The 25,390-nt window shown below is 74.0% G+C and carries 18 protein-coding genes; 5 read left to right on the forward strand and 13 right to left on the reverse strand.

Annotation, left to right across the window (positions count from 1 at the left end; translation table 11 throughout):
• Positions 1 to 231 precede the first annotated feature (231 nt).
• A complete protein-coding gene (locus IE329_RS22345; protein ID WP_190212735.1) occupies positions 232 to 924 on the reverse strand; it encodes a metal-dependent transcriptional regulator in 693 nt (230 codons plus the stop codon).
• A 220-nt stretch (positions 925 to 1,144) separates the two neighbouring features.
• Between IE329_RS22345 and IE329_RS22350 the strand changes: the two genes are divergently transcribed.
• The 4 genes from IE329_RS22350 to IE329_RS22365 all read left to right on the forward strand — a co-directional run bounded on the left by IE329_RS22350 (position 1,145) and on the right by IE329_RS22365 (position 4,671).
• Positions 1,145 to 1,894 (forward strand): sugar isomerase domain-containing protein, encoded by a 750-nt coding sequence (locus tag IE329_RS22350; RefSeq protein ID WP_190212736.1) that lies wholly within the window; start codon positions 1,145 to 1,147, stop codon positions 1,892 to 1,894.
• A 171-nt stretch (positions 1,895 to 2,065) separates the two neighbouring features.
• Positions 2,066 to 2,986: a DUF4231 domain-containing protein gene (locus tag IE329_RS22355; protein WP_190212737.1), complete on the forward strand. Its 921-nt coding sequence runs from the start codon at positions 2,066 to 2,068 to the stop codon at positions 2,984 to 2,986.
• 156 nt (positions 2,987 to 3,142) lie between these two features.
• Positions 3,143 to 4,009, forward strand: a complete 867-nt coding sequence (locus tag IE329_RS22360) for an alpha/beta fold hydrolase (RefSeq protein WP_229927664.1) — start codon at positions 3,143 to 3,145, stop codon at positions 4,007 to 4,009.
• An 89-nt stretch (positions 4,010 to 4,098) separates the two neighbouring features.
• Entirely contained in the window at positions 4,099 to 4,671 is a 573-nt protein-coding gene (locus tag IE329_RS22365) for a helix-turn-helix domain-containing protein (protein WP_190212738.1), read from the forward strand.
• Positions 4,672 to 4,821: 150 nt separating this feature from the next.
• Here IE329_RS22365 and IE329_RS22370 read toward each other — a convergent pair whose 3' ends face one another.
• From IE329_RS22370 to pdxH, 12 genes are all read right to left on the reverse strand, one after another.
• Positions 4,822 to 5,709 carry a dihydrodipicolinate synthase family protein gene (locus tag IE329_RS22370; protein ID WP_190212739.1) on the reverse strand — a complete coding sequence of 296 codons (888 nt, stop codon included), beginning with the start codon at positions 5,707 to 5,709 and terminating at the stop codon, positions 4,822 to 4,824.
• A 1-nt stretch (position 5,710) separates the two neighbouring features.
• Positions 5,711 to 6,502, reverse strand: a complete 792-nt coding sequence (locus IE329_RS22375) for an aldolase (protein WP_190212740.1) — start codon at positions 6,500 to 6,502, stop codon at positions 5,711 to 5,713.
• A 410-nt stretch (positions 6,503 to 6,912) separates the two neighbouring features.
• Complete coding sequence (locus tag IE329_RS22380) at positions 6,913 to 7,884, reverse strand: 2-hydroxyacid dehydrogenase (protein ID WP_190212741.1); 972 nt, start codon at positions 7,882 to 7,884, stop codon at positions 6,913 to 6,915.
• A 97-nt stretch (positions 7,885 to 7,981) separates the two neighbouring features.
• On the reverse strand, positions 7,982 to 11,971 hold the full coding sequence (gene fxsT, locus IE329_RS22385) for an FxSxx-COOH system tetratricopeptide repeat protein (protein WP_190212742.1): 3,990 nt from the start codon (positions 11,969 to 11,971) through the stop codon (positions 7,982 to 7,984).
• Entirely contained in the window at positions 11,968 to 13,341 is a 1,374-nt protein-coding gene (locus IE329_RS22390; RefSeq protein ID WP_190212743.1) for a TIR-like protein FxsC, read from the reverse strand. The genes fxsT (IE329_RS22385) and IE329_RS22390 overlap by 4 nt, the downstream gene beginning before the upstream one ends.
• A gap of 186 nt (positions 13,342 to 13,527) precedes the next feature.
• On the reverse strand, positions 13,528 to 14,274 hold the full coding sequence (locus IE329_RS22395; RefSeq protein WP_229927665.1) for an AAC(3) family N-acetyltransferase: 747 nt from the start codon (positions 14,272 to 14,274) through the stop codon (positions 13,528 to 13,530).
• Positions 14,275 to 14,510: 236 nt separating this feature from the next.
• The gene (locus IE329_RS22400; protein WP_190212744.1) at positions 14,511 to 16,943 is read right to left on the reverse strand and encodes an FxsB family cyclophane-forming radical SAM/SPASM peptide maturase; all 2,433 of its coding nucleotides are present in this window, start codon (positions 16,941 to 16,943) and stop codon (positions 14,511 to 14,513) included.
• Positions 16,944 to 16,984: 41 nt separating this feature from the next.
• Positions 16,985 to 17,167, reverse strand: coding sequence for a hypothetical protein (locus IE329_RS22405; RefSeq protein ID WP_190212745.1), 183 nt, complete (start codon positions 17,165 to 17,167; stop codon positions 16,985 to 16,987).
• Positions 17,168 to 17,392: 225 nt separating this feature from the next.
• The gene (gene fxsT / locus IE329_RS22410) at positions 17,393 to 21,427 is read right to left on the reverse strand and encodes an FxSxx-COOH system tetratricopeptide repeat protein (RefSeq protein ID WP_190212746.1); all 4,035 of its coding nucleotides are present in this window, start codon (positions 21,425 to 21,427) and stop codon (positions 17,393 to 17,395) included.
• Positions 21,424 to 22,746, reverse strand: a complete 1,323-nt coding sequence (locus IE329_RS22415; protein WP_190212747.1) for a TIR-like protein FxsC — start codon at positions 22,744 to 22,746, stop codon at positions 21,424 to 21,426. Before IE329_RS22415 ends, fxsT (IE329_RS22410) begins: the two co-directional genes overlap by 4 nt.
• A gap of 126 nt (positions 22,747 to 22,872) precedes the next feature.
• On the reverse strand, positions 22,873 to 23,127 hold the full coding sequence (locus tag IE329_RS22420; protein ID WP_190212748.1) for a hypothetical protein: 255 nt from the start codon (positions 23,125 to 23,127) through the stop codon (positions 22,873 to 22,875).
• 57 nt (positions 23,128 to 23,184) lie between these two features.
• Positions 23,185 to 23,808, reverse strand: a complete 624-nt coding sequence (pdxH, locus tag IE329_RS22425; protein WP_190212812.1) for a pyridoxamine 5'-phosphate oxidase — start codon at positions 23,806 to 23,808, stop codon at positions 23,185 to 23,187.
• Between the two features lie 387 nt (positions 23,809 to 24,195).
• Between pdxH and IE329_RS22430 the strand changes: the two genes are divergently transcribed.
• The gene (locus IE329_RS22430) at positions 24,196 to 25,296 is read left to right on the forward strand and encodes a citrate synthase 2 (protein ID WP_073924063.1); all 1,101 of its coding nucleotides are present in this window, start codon (positions 24,196 to 24,198) and stop codon (positions 25,294 to 25,296) included.
• The last annotated feature ends 94 nt before the right edge of the window (positions 25,297 to 25,390 follow it).

Below are 25,390 nucleotides of genomic sequence, written 5' to 3' on the forward strand. Positions count from 1 at the left end.
GCCGGGCGCGGCGACCGGGGGGATTCGGGAGGGACGGGGCGGGACCAGGAGGGGACGGGGCGGGATCCGGGGGGGGCGTGACACCGGCCGGGCTCGGGGTGGCCAGGTGGCACGAGGCGGGACCAGGGGGCGGGGAGGGAACGGGGAGGGAACGCGAGGGCCCGGTACGTGGGGACGTACCGGGCCCTCGCCGTGCTGCTCCCGGGCCGCGCCGAAGCGCCGGCCGGGGGGTCAGGCCAGCGCCACGAACACGTGCGCGGCGATCTCCTTGCCCAGCTCCGCCGCCTCGTCGCCGGTGCCCACCCGGACCCCGCCGGGGCCGGTGGCCACCTGCACCGTGGCGCCCGGGCGGATGCCCGCGCGACGCAGCGTCCGCATCAGGTCGCCGTCGGTCTGGATCGGCTCGCCGATCCGGCGGACCACCACGCTGGCCCCGCCGTCACCGGGCCGCAGCGCGTCCAGGGTGACCAGGGCGGCGTCGAAGCCCTCCCCCTCCGCCTTGGTGTCGCCCAGCTCGTCCAGCCCGGGGATCGGGTTGCCGTACGGGGACTGCGTGGGGTGGCCGAGCATGGCGAGCACCTTGCGCTCGACCGTCTCGCTCATCACGTGCTCCCAGCGACAGGCCTCCTCGTGCACCTGCTCCCACTCCAGGCCGATGACGTCGACCAGCAGGCACTCGGCGATGCGGTGCTTGCGCATCACCCGCACGGCGAGCCGGCGGCCCTCCTCGGTGAGTTCGAGGTGCCGGTCGCCGGCGACCTGCAGCAGGCCGTCACGCTCCATCCGGCCGACGGTCTGGCTGACGGTGGGGCCGCTCTGCTCCAGGCGCTCCGCGATCCGGGCGCGCATCGGGGTGATGCCTTCTTCCTCCAGCTCCAGAATGGTGCGAAGGTACATCTCGGTCGTGTCGATCAGCCCAGACATCGCCGCTGGCTCCGTTCCTCGGTGTCCTCACCGTCAATTCTGACCTACCGCAATGACAACCGGATCCAGACGGTGGTGTTCCCGGCCGCTTTTCGTCCCTGTTGACAGTCGCAGGCTCCAGGCACCACGGTGCTCGCCGTAGCTTTCTCCACTGGCGGTCTGGACCACCCGGCCGCCCCAGCGGCCGGGCGCCCCCACCCGGCAGAGAGCGCAGGCCCCGATGAGTGACCTGGTCGGACAGTACTTCGACGCAGCGATCAGCCACCTGCAGCGGGTCCGGGCCGAGGAGGCGGGCAACATCGAGCGCGCCGCGGAACTGCTCGCGGACGCCCTCGCCGGCGGGCAGCGGGTCTTCACCTACGGCGCCGGACATTCCTCGCTGGCCGCCCAGGACGTGGTCTACCGGGCCGGCGGACTCGTCCCGGTCAACCTGCTGGACGTGCCGGGGATGGCCGGCGTCACGGTGCGCCCGGCCCCGCTCGCCAGCGCCCTGGAGCGGGTCTCCGGCCTCGCCACCACCACCCTGGACCACACCCCGGCCAGGGCCGGCGACCTGCTGTTCGTCATCTCGCTCTCCGGCCGCCAGGTGATGCCGGTCGAGCTGGCCGCGCACGCCCGCTCCCGGGGCATCCGGGTGATCGGCCTCACCTCGCTGGCCTACCCGGCCGAGGTCAGCTCCCAGCACCCCTCGGGCACGTACCTCAAGGACCACTGCGACGTGGTGCTGGACAACAAGATCGCGGTCGGCGACGGCGAGCTCACCCACCCCGGCGCCGCGACCACCTTCGGCCCGGTCTCCACCATCGTCACCAGCGCCCTGATGCAGGCGGTGGTCGCCTCCGCGGTCGGCCGGCTCGCCGACCGGGGCATCGAGCCGCCGCTGTTCCGCTCGGGCAACGTCGACGGCGGGACGGAGTGGAACGCCAAGGTGATGGCCGACAACGCGGAGCGGATCTTCTACACCTTCTGAGGCCGCTGCCGGGGGCCGGTGCCGGGGCGGGCGCGGGGGCCGTGGCCGCCCCTGGGCCGGTCTGAGACAACCTTCGGGGCTTCTTGGCCATACCGGCCCGGAGGCAGGCGTACCGGCCGCCGGGCCGGGGCAGGACAGCCCTGCGACCTGAGCGACGGGTGGGGGCCGAGCATGGCGACGGGGGCGGGTTCGATGGGGCGGGTCCGTGAGGACGAGCTGCTGCCCGAGCTGTTCTGGGCCGCCGACTCCGCCTCCCAGCAGGGGCAGCGGCGCTCGGTGGCGCTGAGCCGCTGGGAGCTGGTCCTGCTCGTCGCGGCCGCCGCCACCGGCTCCGCCGACGGCCCGCTGTGGGCCTGGCTCGCGGCGGCCGCGTACCTGGGCGCGATCTGCTTCGCGGTGATCACCGGCCGGCAGAACCCGCAGGGGCTCTGGTACGAGGGCCGGGCCGCCGCCGAGTCGGTCAAGACGCTCGCCTGGAAGTTCGCCGTCCGGGCCGACGCCTACCAGCCGCCGCCCACCACCCTGCCGGACGCCGAGGGCCTCTACCGCTTCCAGCTGGCCCGGGTGCTGCACGCCTTCCGGGACAGCCGCGCGGTGCGCGCCGGGGCCACCGCCGAGGTCACCGAGGCCATGCGGGGCCTGCGCGAGCAGCCGCTGAGCGTGCGCCGGGAGGTGTACCTCCAGGAGCGGGTGAAGGTCCAGCACGACTGGTACGCCACCAAGGCCCGCCGCTGCGCCCGGGCCGGCTTCTGGACGGGCGTGCTGGGCATCGTGCTGCCGGCGCTCGGCCTGGTCCTCGCCGTGCTGCGGGCGCTGGGCGGCTTCGACTACGACGCGCTGGGCACCGTCTCGGCGGTCGCGGCCTCGGTGGCGGCCTGGGCCCAGCTGCGGCAGTACCGGCCGCTGGCCGCCGCGTACGCGCTGGCCGCCGACGAACTGGAACTGATCCGGCGCCAGCTGACCCAACTGGACGTGCGCTCGCCGGAGGCCGAGGAACTCTGGGCCCGGCTGGCCAGGGACGCCGAGGACGCGGTCTCCCGCGAGCACACCACCTGGCAGGCGCGCCGGGAGGTGCGCGGCCACGAGCACTGAGCCCGGCCCCGTGCTGCCCCGCGCCGCCCTGTCCCGGCCCGCACCACCCGCACCACCCGCACAGCCCGTCCTGCCCGGCCCGGCCGGGTCGGCCGGGCCGTGCCGGGCCCGCGTCCGGCGGGCCGACCCGATGACCCCGACAACGGGAGGATCCGCGTGACCTCACGCGTGGTGAAGGCGGCGGACGGCCGCGCGCTGGCGGTCGAGACCTACGGCGACCCGCGCGGGCGCCCGGTGTTCCTGCTGCACGGCACCCCCGGCAGCCGGTTCGGGCCGGCGCCGCGCAGCACGGTGCTGTACCGCCTGGGCGTCCGGCTGATCGCCTTCGACCGGCCCGGCTACGGCGACTCCGACCGGCTGCCCGGCCGGCCGGTCGCGGCGGCGGCCGTGGACGTGCGGACGATCGCGGACGAGTTCGGGCTGGCCGAGTTCGCCGTGCTCGGCCGCTCCGGCGGCGGGCCGCACGCGCTGGCCTGCGCCGCGCTGCTGCCCGGCCGGGTGCGCCGGGCGGCCGCGCTGGTCAGCCTGGCGCCCCGGGACGCCTCCGGCCTGGACTGGTACGCGGGCATGACGGCGTCCAACGTGCGCGCGTACCGGGAGGCCGAGCGCGGGCACCACCGGATCGCCGACAGCATGGAGTTCCGGTCCCGCCAGATCAAGGACGACCCGATCCGGCTGCTCAAGGGCCTGGCGCCGGAACTGCCCGCCACCGACCGGATCGTGGTCGCCGACGCAGGCATCCGCCGGATGCTGCAGAGCAACTTCCGTGAGGCCTTCCGGCACAACGCGGACGGCTGGATCGACGACGTGCTGGCGTTCACCGCCGACTGGGGGTTCAAGGTCGGGGACATCGCCGTGCCGACCTGGCTCTGGCACGGCGCGGACGACCAGTTCTCGCCGGTCGAGCACTCCCGCTGGCTGGCCGACCGGATCCCCGACGCCACCCTGATCCTGGAGCCGGGCGCCGCGCACTTCGGCGCGCTGCGGGTGATGACGGCCGCGATGAAGTGGGCGGCCGGCTGAGCGGCCGCCCGGGCACCGGCGGACGGCCGCCCGGGCACCCGCCGGGTGGAATACTCGGACACCGGAACGTTCCAGCCGAGGGGTGCCGCATGACCAGCCGTCTGAGGGTGCTGAGGAAGCAGAACCGCCTCAGCCTGGACGCCCTCGCCGAGCAGGTCGGGGTGACCAAGAGCTACCTCTCCAAGGTCGAGCGCGGCCTGAGCGTGCCCTCGATCTCCACCGCGCTGAAGCTGGCCCGGGCCCTGCGGGTGGACGTCGGGCGGCTGTTCTCCGAGGAGGTCGAGCCCGAGCTGATCACCGTGGTGCGGGCCGGCGAGCGGACGCCGATCGGCACCGACACCCCCGAGGGGCCGCACTACGAGGGGATCGCGACCGGGCTGAGCGGCAAGCGGATGGTGCCGTTCGTGATGTACCCGCCCGAGGACCTGGCCGGTTCGCCGTACAAGTCGCACGCGGGCGAGGAGTTCTTCTTCGTGCACGCGGGCGAGGTCGAACTGGAGTTCCCGGAGCGGACGATCACCCTCCGCACCGGGGACAGCGTCTACTTCAACGCCGGCCTGCCGCACCGCTCGCGGCGGCTGGGGGCGGACCCCGCCACCGTCCTGATCGTGATCCACGACGATCCCGCGCAACCCGCCGACCGGGTCCCGGCACTGCCCTGAGCCGGTCCCGGACGGCGGCCCGGCCGACGGGCCGGACGGCTCGGTGTCCGACGGGCCGGACGGCTCGGTGTCCGACGGACCGGACGGCTCGGTGTCCGACGGACCGGACGGCTCGGTGTCCGAGGGACCGGCCGGCGGGCGTCCGGTGGTTCAGCGCGCGGCCGCCAGCAGCTCCGCCAGCTCCCCGGTCCGGCCGGCGTCCAGCGGCAGCAGCGGGTGCCGGGGATCGCCCGCCGGGAATCCGTCCAGGGCCAGGCCCGCCTTGACGGTGGTGGGCAGGCCGCCCTTGAGGATGAACTGCAGGACGGGCAGCTGGCGGTAGAACGCCGCCCGGGCCGCCGGCAGGTCGCCGGCCCGCACCGCGCGGTAGAGCTCCAGGGTCAGTTCCGGGATCAGGCAGGCCGCCGCCGTGCACCAGCCGGCCGCGCCCGCCGCGAACGCCTCCAGCGCGAGCGGGTTGCTGCCGTTGTAGAACGGCAGCCGGCCGTCCGACAGTTGGGCGAGCCGGTGCATCCGCTGCACGTCGCCGCTGCTCTCCTTGACCATGGTGATGTTGCCGACCCGCTCCACCAGGGAGACCATCAGCTCGGGCGAGAGGTCGATCCCGCTGGTGGCCGGGTTGTTGTAGATCATCACCGGAATGCCGACCGCGTCCGCGACCGCCGTGAAGTGCCGGCTGACCTCGCGCTCGTCCAGCTTCCAGTAGGACAGCGGCAGCACCATCACCACGTCGGCCCCGGCCCGCTCGGCGAACCGCGCCCGGCGGACGGCGCTGCGGGTGGTGAGGTCCGCGATGCCGACCACCGCCGGCACCCGGCCGCCCACCGCGGCGACCGACGCCTCGGCGGCCTCGTACCACTCCTCGTCCTCCAGGTAGGCGCTCTCGCCGGTGGAGCCGAGCGGCGCGACGGCGTGGCAGCCGGCCCGGACCAGGCGGTCGACCAGGGCGGCGAGCCGGTCGGTGTCCACCCGGCCGTCGGCCGCCGAGAACGGCGTCACCGGGTAGGCGATGATTCCTTCGAGTACGGTCCCGGTCATCTCAGGCACCTCCGGTGAAGCAGTCCTGGTGGGTGGTCAGCGCCCGGCGGGCGTAGTAGGCGAACGAGGCCTGGCTGCGCTTTGGCGTCGAGGTCCAGTCGTGCGCCTCGCGGGCGAGCGCGTCGGGGAGCTCCTTGACGGTGCCGGCCGACATCGCCAACAGCTGGAGCTCGGCGGCGCGCTCGATCAGCACCGCCAGCGAGCAGGCCTCCTCGACCGATCCCGCGGCCACCAGCTGGCCGTGATGGGCCATCAGCAGGGCCCGCTTGCCGCCGAGGGCCGCCGAGATGAGCTCGCCCTCCTCGTTGCCGACCGGGATGCCCGGCCAGAGCGGCAGGAAGGCGCAGTCGTCGTAGAGCGGGGTGAGGTCCATCTGGGACACCACCAGCGGCACCTCCAGCATGGACAGCGCCGCGATGTGCAGGGGGTGGGTGTGGACGATGCACTCCACGTCCGGCCGGGCCCGGTAGACCCAGCTGTGGAACCGGTTGGCCGGGTTCGCCATCCCGGTGCCTTCGAGGACGTGGAGGTCCTCGTCGACCAGCAGCAGGTTGTCCTCGGTGATCTCGTCGAAACCCAGCCCGAGGCGCTGGGTCCAGTAGGTCCCGGGGCGTTCGGCCCGGGCGGTGATCTGGCCGGCCAGACCGGAGTCGTGGCCGGCGTCGAACAGGATCCGGCAGGTGAGCGCCACCTTCTGCCGGGTCGTCCAGTCGCTGTCGGGGATCGCGGAGCTCATGCGGCGGTGGGCGAGGTCCACCAGCTCCTCCTTCGTCGCACCGAACGTCTCTGCCACGGGCTGGCCTCCTTGGAACCGGGCGGTCACGGGGAACGGCCTGACGGGAGGCGTTCGCCACCCCTCAAGGACACAATGTTGACAGTAGGACACCTTGTGTCCTTTGTCGATCGGAATCCTCCCGCGGGCATGCCGGAGGCCGGACCGGCGGGGTCGCCGGACCGGACGGGCACGCGGGGCAGGGCAGGGCAGGGGTGAACGCGCGCGAAGGCGCGAGGGAGCGGGGGCGGGACGGAGGGAACAGGCGTACGGGCGTCCAGGCCCAGGGACTCAAGGGCTCAAGGGCTCAAGGGCTCAAGGGCACGGACTCACGGGCGTACGGGGACCGCCCGTCAGGGCGTACCGTCCCGGACGTGCTTGCGCCGGGACGGGCCCGGCGGCGGGGCCCGTGGAAGGGCCGCCGACGGGCGTCAGCCCGCCGTGACCGGCGTCAGCGGCGCGCCGCCCGCCAGCACCGCGAGGACGTTGTCCACGGCCAGCCCGCCCATCGCCTGCCGGGTGCGGACGGTCGCGCTGCCCAGGTGCGGCGCCAGGACGGCCCGCTCCTGCGCCAGCAGCTCCGCCGGCACGGCCGGCTCGTGCTCGAAGTTGTCGACCGCCGCCGCCGACAGCGCGCCGGACTCCAGGGCGGCCGCCAGTGCCAGCTCGTCCACCACGCCGGCGGTCATGCTGACCACCACCGCACCGGCCGGCAGCAGGGCCAGGCGCCCGGCGTCCAGCAGGTGCCGGGTGCCGGCCGAGAGCGGGCAGGTGACGACCAGGACGGCGGACCCGGCCAGCAGCTCGTCCAGCGGCAGCCAGCGGGAGTCGCCTTCCAGAGCGGCCGGGAGCCTGGTGCGGTTGTGGTAGCTGACGGGCATGTCGAAGCCGGCGGCCCGGCGGGCCACCGCCTGCCCGATCCGGCCCATCCCGAGGATGCCCAGCGGGGCGCCGGCCAGCTCCGTGCCCAGCAGGAAGGTCGGCGCCCAGGCCCAGGGCTGCCCGGAGCGCAGCAGCCGCTCGCCCTCGCCGAGCCGCCGGGTGGCCGCCAGCAGCAGGGCCCAGGCCATGTCGGCGGTGGCCGCGGTGAGCACGCCGGGGGTGTTGCTGACCGGCACGCCGCGCGCGGCGCAGGCGGCCAGGTCGATGTTGTGGGTGCCCACCGCGTGGTTGGCGACGATCCGCAGGGACGGCCCGGCGGCGTCCAGGAACTCGTCGTCCACCACGTCGTCCAGGGTGGTGATCACGGCGGCCCGGCCGTGCACGGCCGCCAGCAGCGCGGCCCGTTCCATCGGCCGGACGTCGTCGTGCAGGGTGACGTCGCAGGACGGTGCGAGCCGCTCGGTCACCCCCGGGGCGAGCCGGCGGGTGACCAGGACGGGAGGCAGGTGCTTGTCGCTCATCAGGCCCGCAGCGTACCCCGCGGCGGGCCTGACGGGCGGGGTGGCGCCGGGCCGGCGGCCGCTCACACGGGCTGCGGGGCGCCGGGCCGGCGGCCGCTCACACGGGCTGCGGTTCGAGGTCGCGGTTGATCCGCTTCCAGCCCCGGGCGGAGACCGTGTTGGGGTGCTCCTCGCCGAGCTGGCGGATCAGCTCGGCGACCGCCCGGGCCCGCAGTTCGGCGGCCTGGGTGTGCCGGCCGGCGCCCCGCAGGGTCACCGCGAGGTTGGCCTCGCAGGCGACCGCGTCGGGGTGCCGGGAGCTGTAGCGGTTGCAGAGGCCGGTGTGAGCGGTGCGCTCCAGCCCCTCGGCCAGGTCGTACTGCCCGTCGTCGCCGTAGGCGTTGGCCAGGTTGATCATCGCGCTGAGGGTGAACGGGTGCTCGGCCCCGACCGTCCGGTGCAGCGCCTCGACGGTGTCCCGGCCACGGGCGATCGCCGCCTGGACGTCGCCGCTGCCCCGCAGGTAGATGCCCAGGTTGTTGGCGCAGGCCAGGGTGAAGGGGTGCTCGGGGCCGAACAGCCGCCGGTGGCCGTCGTAGACCGTGACGGCCAGGTCGCGGGCGGCCTCCTTGTCGCCGGACGCGCTGTAGTCGGCGGCCAGGTTGAGGGCGCAGGCCAGCGCGTCGGGGGCGTCCGCCCCGTAGCGCTCCAGGTAGCGCTCGTAGGTCTCCTTGGTGATCCGGCGGGCCTCGGCCAGGTTGCCGGCCTTGCGCAGCGAGACGGCCAGCGACTTGGCGTTGCGCAGGTTCTCCGGGAGGTCCGGTTCGAGGACGTCCATGAGGTCGTTCATGACCTCGCGGGCGAGCTCCGCGGAGCCCTTGTAGTCGCCCAGTTCACGCAGGTCGCGGGCGAGCGCGGACTTGGTCGAGAGGGTGTAGGGGTGCTTGGGGCCCAGGACCGAGGTGCGGCGGTCCAGGGTCTCCTGGTCGAGGTCGCGGGCCGCCTCGCTGTCGCCGACCAGCCGGTAGTCGATCGCCAGGTTGTTCGCCATCGAGAGCGTGCGCGGGTGCTCGTCGCCGAACAACTCCCGGAACTGCTCCAGGATTTCGCGGTCCATGTCGAGCGCGGACTGGAACAGCCCGAGCGCCCGCCGGTCCGCGCCGAGCGAGCCCGCCGTCATCAGCGTGTACGGGTGGTGCTCGCCGAGCAGCCGCCGCTGGCGGGCCAGCGTGGACTCGTCCAGCGCCAGTGCCTCGGCGTACGACCCCTGCGAGCGCAGCACGTTGGCGAGCTGGAAGCGCAGCAGCAGGGTCTGCCGGTCGTCCTCGCCGAGCTTGCCCGTCCAGGCCTCGTCCAGGGCGTGGCCGAGGTCACGGGCGCGCTCCAGCTCACCGCGCTTCCAGAGGTAGCGGACCCGGTCGATCAGCAGCTGGCGGGTGTCGGACTCGTCGCAGTTGTGCGCCTTCGAGGGCGACAGGTGCGGCCAGATCTCGTCGAACGCGGGCCAGTTGGCCGGGTCGTCGGTGTCACCGAGGACGGGCCGGGCGCCGGTGAGGATGCGGTGCACCTCGTGCACCGCGATCTCCTGGTCGTCCTCGGACATCTCGGAGCGGATCACCGCCTGGACGAGCCGGTGCACCTGGAAGCTGTTGCTGCCGGCGTCGACCTTGGCCAGCGCGTACCGCCCGATCGCCTGGATGACCTTGCCGAGCATGAACTTGTCGTTGAGGTCCTCGTCGTACTTCACCAGCGCGCGGATCATCTGGTCGCTGTAGAAGAGGTTCATCGAGATCGGCTCCGGCGCGAAGAACGCGCAGAGCTGCAACAGCCGTACCGCCGCCGGGGACTGCACCCGCAGCCGGGCGATGGACACGTTCCAGGTCGCGCCGACCGGTGTCGGGTAGTCGGTCGGCCGGGCCACCGCGAGGGCGCGGGCGGCCTCCGCGTGCAGCTGCGAGACGTAGGTGTCGACGGGCGTACCGGTGGTGTCCAGCCAGGCCGCCGCGACCTCGACCGCGAGCGGCAGGTCGCCCACCGCGTCGGCCACCCGGTCGGCGTCCGTCCGGGACAGCCCGCGGGCCCGGCGGCAGAGGTGCTCGATGCTCTCGCCGCGGGTGAAGACGTCCACCTCCAGCGCCTCGGCGTGGCCGGACCACGCCTGGTTGCGGGAGGTGACCAGGATGTGGCCGGAGCCGCCGGGGAAGAACCGGCGGATCTCGGACGGCTCGTCGGCGTTGTCGAAGATCAGCAGCCAGCGCGAGGTCGGGGTGCCGCGCCGGAGCGCCTCGCGGGCCGCCTCGGCCGCCTCGGTGACCGAGTCGCCGACCCGCAGGCCCAGCCGGCGGGCGAGTTCGGCCAGCGCCGGGGCGACCAGCTCGGTCTGCTCGGCGTCGATCCACCAGACCAGGTCGTAGTCGGACATGAAGCGGTGCGCGTACTCCAGCGCGACCTGGGTCTTGCCGACGCCGCCGAGGCCGTACAGGGTCTGCGGGGTGGGCAGGACGGCGGCCATCCCGCCGCGCAGCTGGTTGCGCAGCTGCTCCAGCACGGTGGCCCGGCCGGTGAAGGAGGGGTTGCGCGGCGGCACGTCCCAGACCTGCGGCTTGCTGCCGGGGAACCGCGGGCCGGTGCCGGAGGCCTCCTCCAGCGGGATCTCCCCGCGGCCGAGCGCCCGCAGCAGGGTCTGCACGGACTGCGCCTCGTCGCGGCCGACCAGGTCGACCGGGTTCCGGTTGCTGAACGGCGCGGTGAGGCGCACGTCGCCGACCCGGACGGGCACCAGCTGGCGCCGGGTGCCGGAGGGGTCGGAGCTGACCACGGACTCCCAGAGCGCGCGGGCCTGCGGCGAGCGCAGGTAGGCGGGCGAGAGCACGGCGACGGTGCGGTACGCCGCGTCGATGCCCCGCTCGGTCTCGTGCCGGGGGTCCGATCCGGCGCTCAAGTCCCTCGGCAGCACCCGGAACCCGGCCCGGCTGAGGACGGACTCGATCCAGTCGGCCCACATCCGGTCCTCGGGCACGTAGGACAGGTAGAGGTCGGCCGGCACGGACGGGCGGCGCCGGGTGAAGGCGTCCACGTACCGCAGCCGGATCTCCTCGTCGACCGGCGGCAGCGAGCTGACCCGTCCCTCGGTGAGCATCCCGGTGAGCCGCTCGCAGGCGGCCAGCATCGAGGTGGGGCTGCCGCCCTGGTCGCCGAAGGTGGCGAGGATCTCCTCGTACGCGTAGAACGGCCGGTACGGGATCTCCACCGACCCCCAGTAGTGGGCGAGTTCGTCGCCGCCGAGGCCGGCCGGCAGGCCGTCGAAGCGGATCCGGGCCAGCGCCCGGCCGGCGTCCGCCTTCTCCTTCTCGCCCTCGTCGATGCGCATCGGGACGGGCAGGATCCGGATGCCGCGGTCGCGGTAGCGGTCGTGGATGTGCTGGGCGATCCGGGAGGCGCCGTCGATGGACTGGTCGCTCAGGGTGAAGCAGACCACCAGGTCGTCGGGCATCTGGACGGTGCAGATCTCGGCGATGTCGGACAGGCCGGTCCGGCTGTCGATCAGGACGTAGTCGTAGCGCTTGCGCATGTCCGCGCGCAGCGCGTCGAAGAACTGCCCGCCGTCGAAACGGTCGTAGAAGATGTCCCAGTCCAGGCGGCCGACCGCGTCCGAGTAGTCGCGGTTGAACTGCCCGGCCGAGAGGAAGTCGAGGCTGCCGCCGCTCGGGAAGAGCGGCCAGGCCAGCGAGAGGGCGTGCGGGTGCACCCGGGCGAAGTCGAGGTGCCAGTCGGGGGCGTGCTCGACCGGCCGCAGGGCCTCCTCCCGGTACTCGGCGATCAGGTCCATCATGCCGGTGGTGCCGGCCAGCACCGCCTGGTCGATGAACGGGTGGAAGAACTTGGCCAGGCCCGGCGCCTCCAGGTCCCAGTCGACGGTGAGCACCCGGAATCCGTTGGCGGCCAGGATCCAGGCGGTGTTGGCCAGCGCCATGGTCCGGCCGGTGCCGCCCTTGTAGGAGTAGAAGGTGACGATCCGGCCGTTGCGGTCCTCCTCCGCCTGCGGCTTCGGCGCTCTGGCGGCCTCTCGGCCCGCCACCCGGAGGTTCCTGGTCCGGCTCTCGCTCATGCGTTTCCTCCCCCGGGCTCGGCCCCGTCCTGCGGGCTGTCGCCTTCGGCGCTGGCTGGGTGGTCGTCGTCCGTGCGCGGCGGTGCGAGGCCCGCCGCTTCGCGTCCGCGCCCGCCGCGGAACGCGTCACGCAGGCTGGGCCGGGGCGTGGCGGTCTCGCCCGCCCCCGTTCTGGTCCGGTCCTCGAAGGCGTACTTGGCCTTCATCGCCGCCCTCGGCAGGGCGTCGTCGAAGTCCTCCAGGCTGGCGAGCCCGGTCGGCCCGGCGGCCAGGCCCTGGAAGCTGGGGCGGGCCACCCGGTGGGTGAGCCGCAGGGCCTGGTCGCTGAGTTCGCCCAGTGGGCCCTCGTGCTCGACACAGTCGGGGTCGTCCTGGTTCCACGGCTCCAGCACACCGACCCAGCCGGTGTTGCTGCGGTCGAACCGGCGGACCAGCTCCCGGCGGCGCTCGTCCCGCAGCGCCCAGCGGTCGAGCAGCAGCAGGCCGGGGGCGGTGGGCTGCCCGCCGCCGGTCAGCTCCTCGACCTCCTCGTCGAACTCGTGCACGCTCGGCTGGAACCCCAGCTGCTTCGCCAGCCGCACCGCGTGCTCGGCCAACGGCCGCTCGGCGACCGGCCGGTACGGGTGCCAGTCGGTGCGCCGGGCGCCGTAGTAGTCCGCGTTGCGCCCCGGCGGCAGCTCCGCCCGGTGGTACGAGAGCACCGAGATCCGCAGCTGCTTGGTGGGCGCCACCACGTTGAACGCACTGGGCTGGGACTGGAAGTCGAGCTTGCGCCCGACCGGGATCACGGTGTCCTCGGCGACCTCGACGATCCGCCGGGCCAGCCGGTGGACGGCCAGCTCGTAGGCCGACCGGAAGTAGCTGAGCTTCATCAGCGCGTACAGGCCCTCGGCCGCGTAGTCGGGCCCGAAACTGGCGTGGTTGAACTGGAGTTGGCTGGCCACCTCGGGCAGCTTGTACTGCCCCATCGCCACCCAGAGCACCGGGACGACGCCGCTGGTCCGGTCCGAGTCGCGGTTGGCGGGGTACACCGGCCGCTGGGTGAACGAGTGCCACTCCTGCCCGCAGGCGAGGCTGCTGAAGTAGCGCGGCGAGTACAGCGGAACGAACACCCGGCAGGAGGCCAGCTCGTGGGAGAGCCGGTCGGCCCACAGCTCGCCCTGGTGCATGCTCTCGTCCATGAACCCGACCGGGGCCCCGGCCGGTAACGTGGTGAGCTGCAGCACCGCCTCGCACAGGTCGCGGTAGAGCTGGCGGACCCAGTGGTTCGGGTCCCCCGCCCCGCGCGCGCCGGCCTTCGGCGTATGGGCATAACTGAGGAAGAAGTAAGGACGGGACGCGTCCTCGTCCCAGCCCCCAGGGTCGTACACACGCGCCTCCCCCTGGCCCGTCCACCACCGGTCCCCACACGCACGGGGGCTTCAGTGTAAGAACGACTTGCACTCCAATGGAATAGCGCAACGGGGTTGATCACTCGTCATGTCCCGGACGATCGCAGGCGCACGGGCCGTGCGGGGGGCGCTAGGGGGCGCAGGCGGCCCCGCCCGCCAGGGCGGTCACTCCTCCGGCGGCAGTCCGCGGCTGCGGCGCAGACTGCGCACCGCGAGGTCCACGACCTCGCGGATCGGCAGCAGCCGGCAGTACGCCCCGCCCACAAGCTCCCCGGTGACTCCCCGCGCCTCGCGCAGCACGGCCTCGCCCAGCTCGGCGAAGTGCAGGTCGTCCAGGAACGGCCCGTCGAAGTGGACCCACCGGCGGCCGGCCCCGTCCTTCACCACGCAGCTGTAGTGGCGGGTCGGCACGTCGGGCATCCGCAGGTCGGCCAGATGGAAGACGGTGAACCGGTCCAACGGCACGCCGATGGTGAGCGCCCGGGCACCGATCTCGTGCAGCCGGCCGAGCGGCGACCGCTGGCCCAGGTGGCAGTCGAGGTCGTGCACCTCCGTGATCTCCTTCGCCCGCTCGCCGACGGCGGCGAAGGAGGCCTGCGGGTGACTGCTGCGCAGCGCGTCGGGCCGGCGGCGGACCTCCTCGGAGAGCCTCCCCATGGTCGGCGAGCTGGGAGTGGTCGCCGGATCGAAGGGCGGCATGCCGGCGCGCCATTCGGCGATCCGCTCGGCGGACCAGCCGGCCTGCATGGTGGTGACCAGCCGGGAGGTGGAGGAGTTCTCCGGGGTCCCGGTGTAGGCGACCAGAGTGCCCCGCCCCGGCCCGCCGAGCGCGTCCAGCAGGGCATCCACCACGGTGGCGGCGCCGCCGGCCACCGGCCCGAGCCGACGCAGCGAGGCCTGCACGAAGAGCACTTCGCCGGGGCGGACGCCCAGCGCGGCGAAGTGCCCGGCCAGCTCGTCCCGGCCGAGGGGCGGTGCCGACGGCAGGCCGGTCGGCCCCGGGGCGGACTCGGGGTTCGAGGTGCGGACGGCACTGCCGGTACGGGATTCGATAAGGATGACGGTTCCCGGGAGGTGATGGGCCCCGGTCGGTCGTCCGGGGCTACGACGGGTCGGTGACGAGGATACAAGCGGTATGTGACGATCGGTCAGCCGGGCGTCACCAGTCCCTCCGGCGCGGCCTGCCGCCGCGCCTCCTCGGCGGTCCGCTCGGCGACCGCCGGCAGCTCCGTCTCCAGCCACGGCCGCACGGACTCCCGCATCCCGTCCGCGAACCGCAGCCCGAGAGCGGTGAGCGAGCCGGAGCCGGCCAGCCGTTCCACCGCCTCCGCCGTGTACCGGCGCCAGAGTGCGAACTGCGCCCGGGTGTGGTCGGCCGTCTCCCCCGGCAGCCCGTCGTAGGCGAGCGTTCTGGTGCCCCAGAACTCGGTCACCGCCAGATGCGCGTAGGTGCCCTGCAGCAGCCCCTCGATCGGCCGCGGGTCCGGGCGCCACGGGGCGTGGTAGAGCGCGGTGTCGGACGGGTCGTACAGGTCCACCAGGTCGAGCACCGCGCCCAGTTTGACGTGCTGGAACTCATGGGCGAGCAGCAGGCCGAGGATCGGCGCGGTGGCCGGCCGGGCGATCCCGACGGCCCCGAAGGCCTGCCGGGCGGCCGCGCTGACGTCCCGCCCGGCGGGGCCGGCCCGCAGCGGGGTGATGGTGCTCAGTCCCGCCCGGACTCCGGCCGCGTAGTCGGGCAGATCACGGCCGACCAGCTCCCAGGCCTCACGCAAGGCCCCTGTCCAGCTGTGCAGTTCGGGGTCGGCCAGACGGCCCTCGACCGGCCAGTGGTGACTGTCGCGCTGCGGGTCGGTGTCCTCCAGCGCCACCGTCCAGCCGTCCGCGAAGCGGATCCGGCGCACGGGCTGCCAGCGCCCGCCGGCGGTGTCCTGCCCGGTCACCGTGACGACGTCACCGTCGGCGGTCCGCACCGTGAAGCCGTCCGCCCCTCCGGTGACTCGCGCCTCGCCGTCCGTGGCCACGAGCCGGCCGAGCGTGGGCAGGTGCAACGCGCCGCCGCGCACCGGCACCGCCAGCGTGACGTCGCGTCCGGCCCGGACGGCCGCCGCCGCCGCCAGCTCCGCCAGCGGGGCGAGCCCGGCGGCGGGGTCCCCCGCGAGCCGCCGGGCCGCCCAGGCCCGGACGTACGGGTGGCCGAGCACGGCGTCCAGGGCGGCGGGGGCGGTGGCGTCAAGGGCTGACAGCAGGTCCCACGCGGCCGAGTCGCGCAGCCCCGAACTGTCCCAGACGGCGGCCAGCATCGCCCGGGTGAGCGCGAGTTGTGAGCGGGCGAGGGCTGCGACGGTGTCGGCACCGCCGTGGCCGCGCGCCAGCTCGCCCAGTTGCCGGTCGGTGAGGGCGGGCACCAGCACGGGCTCGGCGGCCTGGGCCGGTACGCGGGGCGCGGGATCCGGGCCGCCCGGCCCGGCGATGCCCTTGATGAGCGCCATGAGGTCCCCGCAGTAGACGGAGGGATGGTCGAAGCTGCCGCCGTCGGCGTCGGCGCGGTAGCGGTGCGCATACAGACCACCGCCGCAGGCCCGGACCACGGGGCAGGACCGGCACTCGGCGCTGAGGCCCGCCAGGCCCGCCTGCCGCTGTGCCATTCCCGGATGGCGGGCGACCTGGTCGAGGTCGTGGGTGAAGACGTCCATGCCGGTGGCGGGCGCACCGTCGAAGGAGGTCTTCAGGCTGTCGGCCTGCTCGTAGCTGCCGTCCGTCTCCAGGACGACCACGTCCGCGGGCTCCAGGCCCAACGACTCGGTCAGGCTGGACAGGCCACGCAACGTGCGGTGCACCGAGTCGAACGTGCGGACGGCGAACGGGCGGCCGTCCGCCTCCCACCGGCCGTAGACATTCAAGAGCCATTCCGCATAAGGGGTCTCCCCCCCACCGGCCGGGCGCTTCGGGGGTTGCTCCCAAGTGGCGTGCGGCAAAAGGAAGTCGACCGCCGGGGGTTCGAGTTCGGCCAGCGCGCGATACACCACGACGGGATCGTTCTCGACGTCGATGGTGCACAGCAGACCGGCGAACAGGTGCCGGAACTCCGGCTCGCGCAGCAGTCCCACCGCGCGCAGCACCTGGGGGTGACTGCTGCGCCCGTCGGCGTACCGCCGGTGCCGGTCGTTGGCCGCGCGATCGCCGTCCAGCGAGATGCCGACCTTGATTCCCACCTCGTCGAAGAGTTCACAGAACGTGCGGTCCAGCAGCACGCCGTTGGTATGGATCCGCAGGTCGAGGGCGCAACCGGGCGGCAGTGCCGACCGGAACGCCGCCGCCGCGCGGCGAAGCCGGTCCGGGCCGGCGAGCAGGGGTTCCCCCCCGTGCAGGACGACCCGGACGGCGGTCAGCCGGTGGGTGGCCGCATGCTCGCCGACCCGGCCGGCGGCTCCGGCCAGCACCTCGTCGCCGATGACCTTCGGACGCGCGCGCCAACTCGTGTCAGCGTGTTCGTAGACATAGCAGTGATCGCAGGCGAGATCACATCGACTGTGCATTTTCACCACGAATTGGGTGAAAGGCAGCGGAATTCTTTCCATTGTCTACCGGATTCAGCCGGAGCCCCTGAATTACTGGCTGATCAGATGGAGGAATTAAATGCCGCCACCGGCACCAGCCCTGAATCGGAACCGGGCAGGGCGCGTCGGAGCCGAACGGACAGCTCCTCGGTGCCGAGTGAGGCCAGATCGGCCAGAGTCGGCCGGTCAGTCGCCTGACGGTCGATCAGTTCACTGCTGGGCCTGGTGTCCAGTGCGGGTGTCATGTTCGAGTCTCTTCCACGATGGGGGTTAGAGAGAGCAGGATGCCGGGTATACCACCCGGTCCACCAGAAGCGTATCCGGCCTGCACAGCCATCGCCGTACTGTTCTTGGCACTGCTTCGGCCGATACCGGCCCGGACTGCGGATTCTCGCCGAAAGTTCACTCTCCTGGCGGTCGCACAAGGGCACCGGCGTGGCGCACGGAAGCCGCGCCCCCGCCCCGCTCCCTCACACCCACGGCGGGTCGATGTCGAAGTCCAGCCGCTCCCCCGCCTCGGCCGCCGCGGTGATCGGATGGCCCGGGCCGAGGGTCCGGCGGGCCCGGCGGACGCTGTCGGCCGTGAGCTCCGCGGCCCGGGCGCCGTGGCCGCGGGCGGCGAGGCTCAGCGCCAGGTTGGACGTCGCGGCGAGGGTGTCGTAGTGGTCCCGGCCGAGGACGTCGGCCAGCAGGGGGACGGCCCGCTCCTCCAGCGCCACGGCGGCTTCGTCCGCACCTGCCGCCGCCAGCCCGTTGGCGTGGTTCGCCATCGTCACGAGGACGTAGGGGTGCCGGTCACCGAGCTGCGGGCGCAGGCGCTCCAGGGTCTCCTCGGACAGCCGGCCGGCCTCCTCGGTGCGCCCGGCCCGGCGGAGCAGCACCGCGAGGTTGCCGGTGACGGCCAGCGTGGTGGGGTGGAGTTCGCCGAATTCGTCGCGGTAGTAGGCGAGGGCGTCCTCGCACAACCGGACGGCGCGGTCGGTGTCGCCGAGCGCCGCGGCGTCCCCCGCGAGGCTGACGGCGGCGGCGGCGGCGTCCGGGTGCCGGGCTCCGTTGCGGTCGAGGTAGCGCCGGTGGACGTCCTCGTCGATCCGCAGGGCTTCCCGGTGCCGGCCGAGCCGGCGCAGCGTGACGCCGAGGTGCCGGCGGGCCCGGAGGGTCTCGCCGTGGTCGTCGCCGATGGTCTCCCGGAAGCCTTGGACGGTGGTCTCAAGGACGTCGAGGGCCTCCTGCAGCCGGCCGGCCTCCCGCAGGTCGCACCCGTAGTTGGCGGCGGAGGCGAGCGTGTAGGGGTGCAGGGCGCCCAGGACCTCCTGCTGGACCTGATGGGCCTGCCGCTGGCGCAGGAGCGCGGCCGGCAGGTCCCCTGCCAGGAATTCGGAGATGGCCAGGTTGTTGGCGATCATGAGGGTCCGCGGGTGCTCGGGCCCGAGGGTGCTCCGCGCCGTGGCGAGGGTGCGTTCGTCCAGCTCGCGGGCCTCCCGGTAGCGGCCGAGCCGGCGCAGGTCACCGCCGAGGCTGCCGGCCACCGCGAGGGTGTGCAGGTGGCCGGGTCCGACGGTGGCGCGCAGCCGTTCCAGTACGTCCAGATCGGTCTCGTAGGCCTCCAGCAGGGCTCCCTGGGAGCGCTGGATGTTGCCGAGCTGGGTGCGCAGCAGCAGGATCCAGGCGTCGTCCCCCGCCGCGGTGGTGGCGCCCCGGCGCCAGCGCTCCAGGATGCGTTCCGCGAGGTCCCGGCCCGAGGCGTGCAGGCCGCGCTGCCACTGCGCGCGGACCGAGTCGACGATCCACCGGCGCACCCGGGGATCGGGGCTCTCGACCGCGCCGGACGGCCACAGGTGCGGCAGGAGTTCGGCGTACCGCGGCCAGTTGGCGGGAGTGTCCGGGTCGTCCGGGGCGTCGGCGGCGAGCGCGCTGTGCACCGCGGCGCGGATGACGGCCTCGTCCGTCCCCTCCACCTGGTCGTGCAGCACGGCCCGGACGAGCCGGTGCACGTCGATGGTCCCGGCGGCCTGGTCGAACCGGGCCAGCCCGAACCTGTTCACGGCGCGCAGGAACTCCCCGGTCGCGAGCAGGTCGTGGCGGGCGCCCTCGGGCAGTCCCAGGGCCTCGATGACGGGCCGGCTGTAGAGCAGCCTGGCCGGGATGGCGTCCGGGCCGAAGAACGCGCAGATCTCCAGCATCCGGGCGGCGGGGGCGTTCGCCCTGGCCAGGTCCTGCACCGCGATCCGCAGCGTGGCGGCCGTCGAGTGCGGGTAGTCGTCCGGCCCCGGTCCGGTCCGGTCCAGCAGCTCGGTGAGGGTCACCTCCAGCAGGTCCAGGTAGGTCGCCGCGGGCATCGGAGTCTCCCGGAGCCAGGCCGCGGCCTGGCCCACGGCGAGCGGCAGATCGCCGAGCAGTCCGGCGATCCGCTCGCCCTCGGCGTTCCGGACACCCGCCGTGCCGGAGAGCAGTTGGACGCTCTCCTCGCGGGTGAAGACGTCGACCTCGGTCCGCCCGGCGTGCCCGGCCCAGTTCCGGTTGCGGGAGGTGACGATCACGTGGCCGCCGGCGCATCCGGCCGGCAGCCAGGGTGCCAGTGCCTCCGGGTCCTCCGCGTTGTCGTAGACCAGCAGCCAGCGGCGGTACGGCCGGCCGAGGCGCAGGGCGTCCAGTACCGCGGTGGCGGTGCGCCCGACGTCGTCACCACTGCGCAGGCCCAGCCCGGGGGCGAGCTCGGCGAGCCGCTGCGGGATGCCGGCCGGGTCGTCGGCCGGTACCCACCAGATCACGTCGTACCCGGCTCCGAACCGGTGCGCGTACTCGGCGGCGGTCTGGGACTTCCCCACCCCGCCCAGTCCGTGCAGGACCTGGACGGGCACGGCGGCCGGGCCGGGGCCGAAGCGGTCCCGGAGGAGTTCGAGGAGCCGCCCGCGCCCGGTGAAGGCGGCGTTGCGCGGGGGGATGCCCTGGACGGCCGGACGGCGGCCCGGGAACCGGGCGGGATCGGGCGCCGGCTCGTCGGCGCCGTCGAGCCAGCGCCCGGCTCCGGGCGCCGGGCCGAGCAGTTCGAAGAGTTGCGACTGCGCGGCCTCGGCGGAGCTGCGGGTCAGGTCGGGGGCCTCGCGGCCGGCGAACGGCGCGGCCGGCCGGCCGGCCGACGCCCCTATCCGCAGGACCAGCAGCTTCTCCGGCCCGCCGTCCGGGCCGGCGGGGGGCAGCCGGCGCCAGATCTCGCCGGCCCGGGGCAGGGCGCTGTACTCGGGTGACAGCAGGGCCAGGACCCGGCCGTCGCCGGCCGCGGGCCCGGCCGCCTCCGGCACGTCGGCGGCGGACGGCAGTGGGTCGTCGAGCGGTTCCGCGGCGCTGTGCAGCGAGGCGAGGTAGCCGAAGCCGGCCAGTTCGGCAGCGGCCCATTCGGCCCACATGCGCTCCCCGGGCGCGTAGCTGACGTACACCTGCCGGGACCTCGTCCGGTCGGTCCGCAGGTAGGCCGCGTACAGCCGGTGGCGGGTCCGCTCGGGGACGGGGTTCAGCGCGCGGACCCGGCCCTCGGTGAGCCAGGAGGCCAGCCGCTCGAACGCGCCGAGCAGGCCGTGCCCCTGCCGCGGCCGCTCCACGACGGTGGCGGGCACCTCCTCGTAGGCGTAGAAGGGCCGGTAGGGCACCTCCACGTCCCGCCAGTACTCGCCGCGCCGGTCCGCGCCCAACCAGCGGTCGAGGTAGGGGGCGAAGGACTCGTGGGCGAGGTCCCGGCCGGCCTGGAGGCCGGCCCGTTCGGATCCCTCGACCCGCATCGGCACCGGCAGGACCCGGATCTCGCGTTCGTCGGCGTTCACGATGGCGCGGGCCGCGTCGACCCCGCCACGGATGCTCTGGGCCCCCAGGGTGAAGCAGTCGACCACGGTGTCCGGCATCAGCACCGTGCAGATGCCGGAGGTGTCGCTGACGCCGGTCCGGCTGTCGATGAGCACGTAGTCGTAGGACCGGGTCCACCGCTCGCGCAGCGCGTGCAGGAATTCGGCGCCCCGGATGTCCCGGTGGTTGTAGAAGCTGCGCCAGTTGAAGCTGGTGACGGCCGCCGAGTAGGCGGCGTTCTGGCGGCCGGCCGGCATCAGGTCGAGCCTGCCGCCGGACGGGAGGTCGAGTGCGAGCCCGCAGAGGTAGGAATCGAGCCTGCCCGGTTGGCCGAGCCACTGCTCCGGCCCCAGCGCCGCGACACCGTCCGGCCCGGGCAGGGCCTGGTCGACGTAGGCCCGCAACAGGTCGATCAGCCCGTCGGTGGCGTGCAGTTCGGGATCGACCAGGAGCGGGTGGTAGTAGCGGTGCAGCCCGGGCGCCTCCAGGTCCCAGTCGACCACCAGAACGCGCAGTCCCTGGCTCGCCAGGATCCAGCCGATGTTGGCCAGCGCCATGGTGCGGCCGGTACCGCCCTTGTACGAGTAGAAGGTGGCGACCGTGCCGGGGCCCGGGTCGGACGGGACGGCGGGCTCGGTGGCCGGCGGGGCGGCGGGCTCGGTGCTCATCGTTCGGTCTCTCCTTCGTGCGACGGGCCCGTCGGCGCGGCCGAGCCGCCGGCGGGCGGACCGGCCGGTACGGTCAGGCCCGGTATCGCCGGACCGCCCGGGCCGAGCCCGAACCCCGCCCTCACGCCGGCCGGATCCGTGTCGTCGTCGTCCAGCAGCTTGTTCTGGGCCACGGTGACCATGGTGAGGAGCGCGTCCTCGAAACGTTCCCCGGCCACGCGGACCCTGAAGAGCGGTTCGGGCCCGGATCGGTGCAGCCAGTTGCGGGGGAAGACCTGGCGCACTCCGGCCCACAACCGGGCGTGGGCCGGCCCTTCGGGCGGGTCGTCGGTGCCGGTCGGTACGAGGACCGCGGTGACCGGGTGGTTCCGGTCGTCGAACTGGCTCAGCGCCTGGCGGTACGGTCCCGCGCCGACCGCCCACGGGTCCACCAGCAGCACGCTGACCTGGTTGTCCTCCCGGGCGCGGTCCAGGCGGGCACCGAGGTCGGGGCCGATCTCGTCGAGCGTGGTGCTGTGCCCGGCCAGGGTGATCGCCCGCTGGGCCCGCACCACCAACGAGGGCCGCGTGGGCGGATGGTAGGGCGCCCAGTCCCACGGACGGGGCCCGTACCACCCGCCCTGCGGCGCGCCGCCGGGCACCGCCGGAGCGTCCTCGTCCGCCCGGCCGGCGGCGACGAACAGCCGGACCGGGCCGGTCGTGGCGGGTTCCACGGCCGCCGCGGCCGAGGCCTGGGCCGGGAAGCAGCCACGCACCGTGGCCAGGTCCAGCTGGTGCGACTCGGCGATCGGACGCCCCGCCACGTCCCGCACCCGCTCCGCGACGACCCGCACCACCCGGGTGTACTCGGCTCCGTGCGGATCCGTGCGGAGCAGGTCACGCAGGCCCGAACGGGCGTAGGCCTCACCCATGTCCTGCTGGACGTACTGGATCTTCTTGACCTCGGACGGCAGCCCGCCGGGAGGCGGCTCCCAGAGCACCGGTATCAGGGCGGCGACGCTCTCGCCGCTCTCGTCCTCGTGCCGGCGCATCCGGTCGTGGAAGGCCGTCCACTCCTTGCCGCAGTACAGGCTTGCGAAGTACTCCGGGGAGTAGAGGGCCACCATGGCCCGGCTGGCACCGAGCATCCGGGAGAGCTGCCGCTCCCAGTCGTCGCCCAGGCGCAGCGCCTCGGTGTCCCGGTAGGCGAGTTCGCCGGGCCCCGCCTGGGGCTCGATCCGGGCCAGTTCGTCGCGGAGGTCGGTGAAGAACTGGTCGACGAAGGCCCGGCCCGCCTCGTGGTCCCGCCGCGCGTAGCTGAAGAAGAAATATGGCCGCACCGCACCCCCAGGCCCCGCCCGGTGCAACCGCCGTTCCGTCACCCCGGATTCTCACAACTCGTCCAAATGTAGCGGCCGGTTGACGAGCGGTGCGGCGAAAGGAGGACAGCCGTCGAGCCGGAACGGTCAGATCGAGGACTGGAAGAGGCCGGCCGTCACGGCGCCGGTCGCGGGGGCTCCCAGCGCGCGCCGCACCAGCTCGTGCAGGTCGGCGGACGGCAGCGCGGCGAGCCGGCCGAGCGCCGGGAGGCGGGCCCGGACGCCGTCCGGGCCGTCCGGTGTGCGGATCGCGTCGTCAGCGGCGTGCTCGGTGGCCCGGCCCATCAGTGCCTCACCCTCGGAGAGGTGCCGCCCGGGCCTGTCCGCCCGGGCCTCGGTCAACCCTACAACCGCCCATGACGGCACGTCAGCTTTCGGGCGGCGGTCACGTCCGCCGCCTCACGGGCAGAGCCGCTCCACCCGCCAGCCCGTGCCCTCGGCGACGTAGCGGAGCCGGTCGTGCAGCCGGTTCGCGCGGCCCTGCCAGAACTCGACGACCTCGGGGACGACCCGGTAGCCGCCCCAGAAGGGTGGCACCGGGACGCCCTCGCCCTCGGGGTAGCGGCGTTCCAGTTCGGCGTAGCGCTGCTCCAGCACCTCGCGGCCGTCGACCGGGCTGGACTGCTCGCTGGCCCAGGCGCCCAGCTGGGAGCCGTGCGGGCGGGTGCGGAAGTACGCGGCGGTCTCGTCCCGGCCGACCTTCTCCACCCGGCCCTGGACGATCACCTGGCGGGCCAGCGTGATCCACGGGAAGAGCAGCGCGGCGTACGGGTTGGCGGCGAGCTCCGCACCCTTGCGGGATCCGTAGTTCGTGTAGAAGACGAATCCGCGCCGGTCGTAGCCCTTCAGCAGGACGGTCCGCGAGCTGGGCCGGCCCTCGGCGTCCGCCGTGGAGAGCACCATCGCGTTGGGCTCGGCCGCCCCGGCCCCGCCCGCCTCGTGGAACCAGCGGGTGAACTGGGTCACCGGGTCGTCGGCGAGGTCCGCCTCGGCCAGGCCCTCGTGGGCGTAGTGCTCGCGCATCGCGGCGAGATCCGGGCTCGGGGGCGTGGGGTGGTCGCTTTCCGGGGTCTGCACGGCAACATCATCCCGTACGACAAGCAACGGGCACTGCTACGTCCGGACAAACCCCGGTGGGAGATAAGGTGTCTCGCCACCGCTTCACCGCCCGTCCTCCGGGGGAATGTCCGGATCGGACCGGTTGGTTCCGCAGGAATCACGGCCGCACCGGTCAACCGGACGAAGAACGCGCGCCAGGTGGGGCGGCCTTCGGGAAACATCACCTCGGTGGTGTATGGCGCAATGCACCCGGTGCCTGAGACGCTGGCACCGAGTGCCAACCACCATCGGTCACTGGCGTGCTGCCCCACCACGGCCGCCCGCCGATCGCAGAACTGAAGGAGCCGTCGCATGTCCGACTTCGTACCCGGGCTTGAGGGAGTCGTCGCTTTCGAGAGCGAGATCGCCGAGCCCGACCGGGAAGGCGGCGCCCTGCGGTACCGCGGCGTCGACATCGACGAGCTGGTCGGCCACGTCTCCTTCGGCCACGTGTGGGGCCTGCTCGTGGACGGCAAGTTCAACCCCGGCCTGCCCGCCGCCGAGCCCTTCCCGATCCCGGTCCACTCCGGCGACATCCGGGTCGACGTGCAGTCCGCGCTGGCCATGCTGGCGCCGGTCTGGGGCCTCAAGCCGCTGCTGGACATCTCCGCCGAGCAGGCCCGTGACGACCTCGCCCGCGCCGCCGTGATGGCCCTGTCGTACGTGGCGCAGTCGGCCCGCGGCCAGGGTCTGCCGATGGTGCCGCAGAGCGAGATCGACAAGGCCGAGACGGTCGTCGAGCGCTTCATGATCCGCTGGCGCGGCGAGCCCGACCCGAAGCACGTCAAGGCCATCGACGCCTACTGGACGTCCGCCGCCGAGCACGGCATGAACGCCTCCACCTTCACCGCCCGGGTCATCGCCTCCACCGGCGCCGACGTCGCGGCCGCCCTGTCGGGCGCCGTCGGCGCGATGTCCGGCCCGCTGCACGGCGGCGCGCCGTCCCGCGTGCTGGGCATGATCGAGGAGATCGAGCGCACCGGCGACGCCACCGCCTGGGTCAAGCAGGCCCTCGACAAGGGCGAGCGCCTGATGGGCTTCGGCCACCGCGTCTACCGCGCCGAGGACCCGCGCGCCCGCGTGCTGCGCCGCACCGCCAAGGAGCTCGGCGCGCCGCGCTTCGAGATCGCCGAGGCGCTGGAGAAGGCCGCGCTGGAGGAGCTGCACAACCGCCGCCCCGACCGCGTGCTGGCCACCAACGTGGAGTTCTGGGCCGCGATCATGCTGGACTTCGCCGAGGTCCCCGCGCACATGTTCACCTCGATGTTCACCTGTGCCCGCACGGCCGGCTGGTCGGCGCACATCCTGGAGCAGAAGCGCACCGGCCGCCTGGTCCGCCCGGCCGCCCGCTACATCGGCCCCGGCCCGCGCAGCCCGCGCGAGGTCGAGGGCTACGGCTCGATCGCACACTGACGCACCCGGCGGGGCCGCGGCCGCGACCGGTGCCTCCGGGCCCGGCCGGCCGCGGCCCCGCCGACACGCCGGGCGGGCCCGGGGAGCGCCGCTC

This window comes from Kitasatospora indigofera (genome assembly GCF_014655955.1).
Classification (GTDB): Bacteria; Actinomycetota; Actinomycetes; order Streptomycetales; family Streptomycetaceae; genus Kitasatospora; species Kitasatospora indigofera.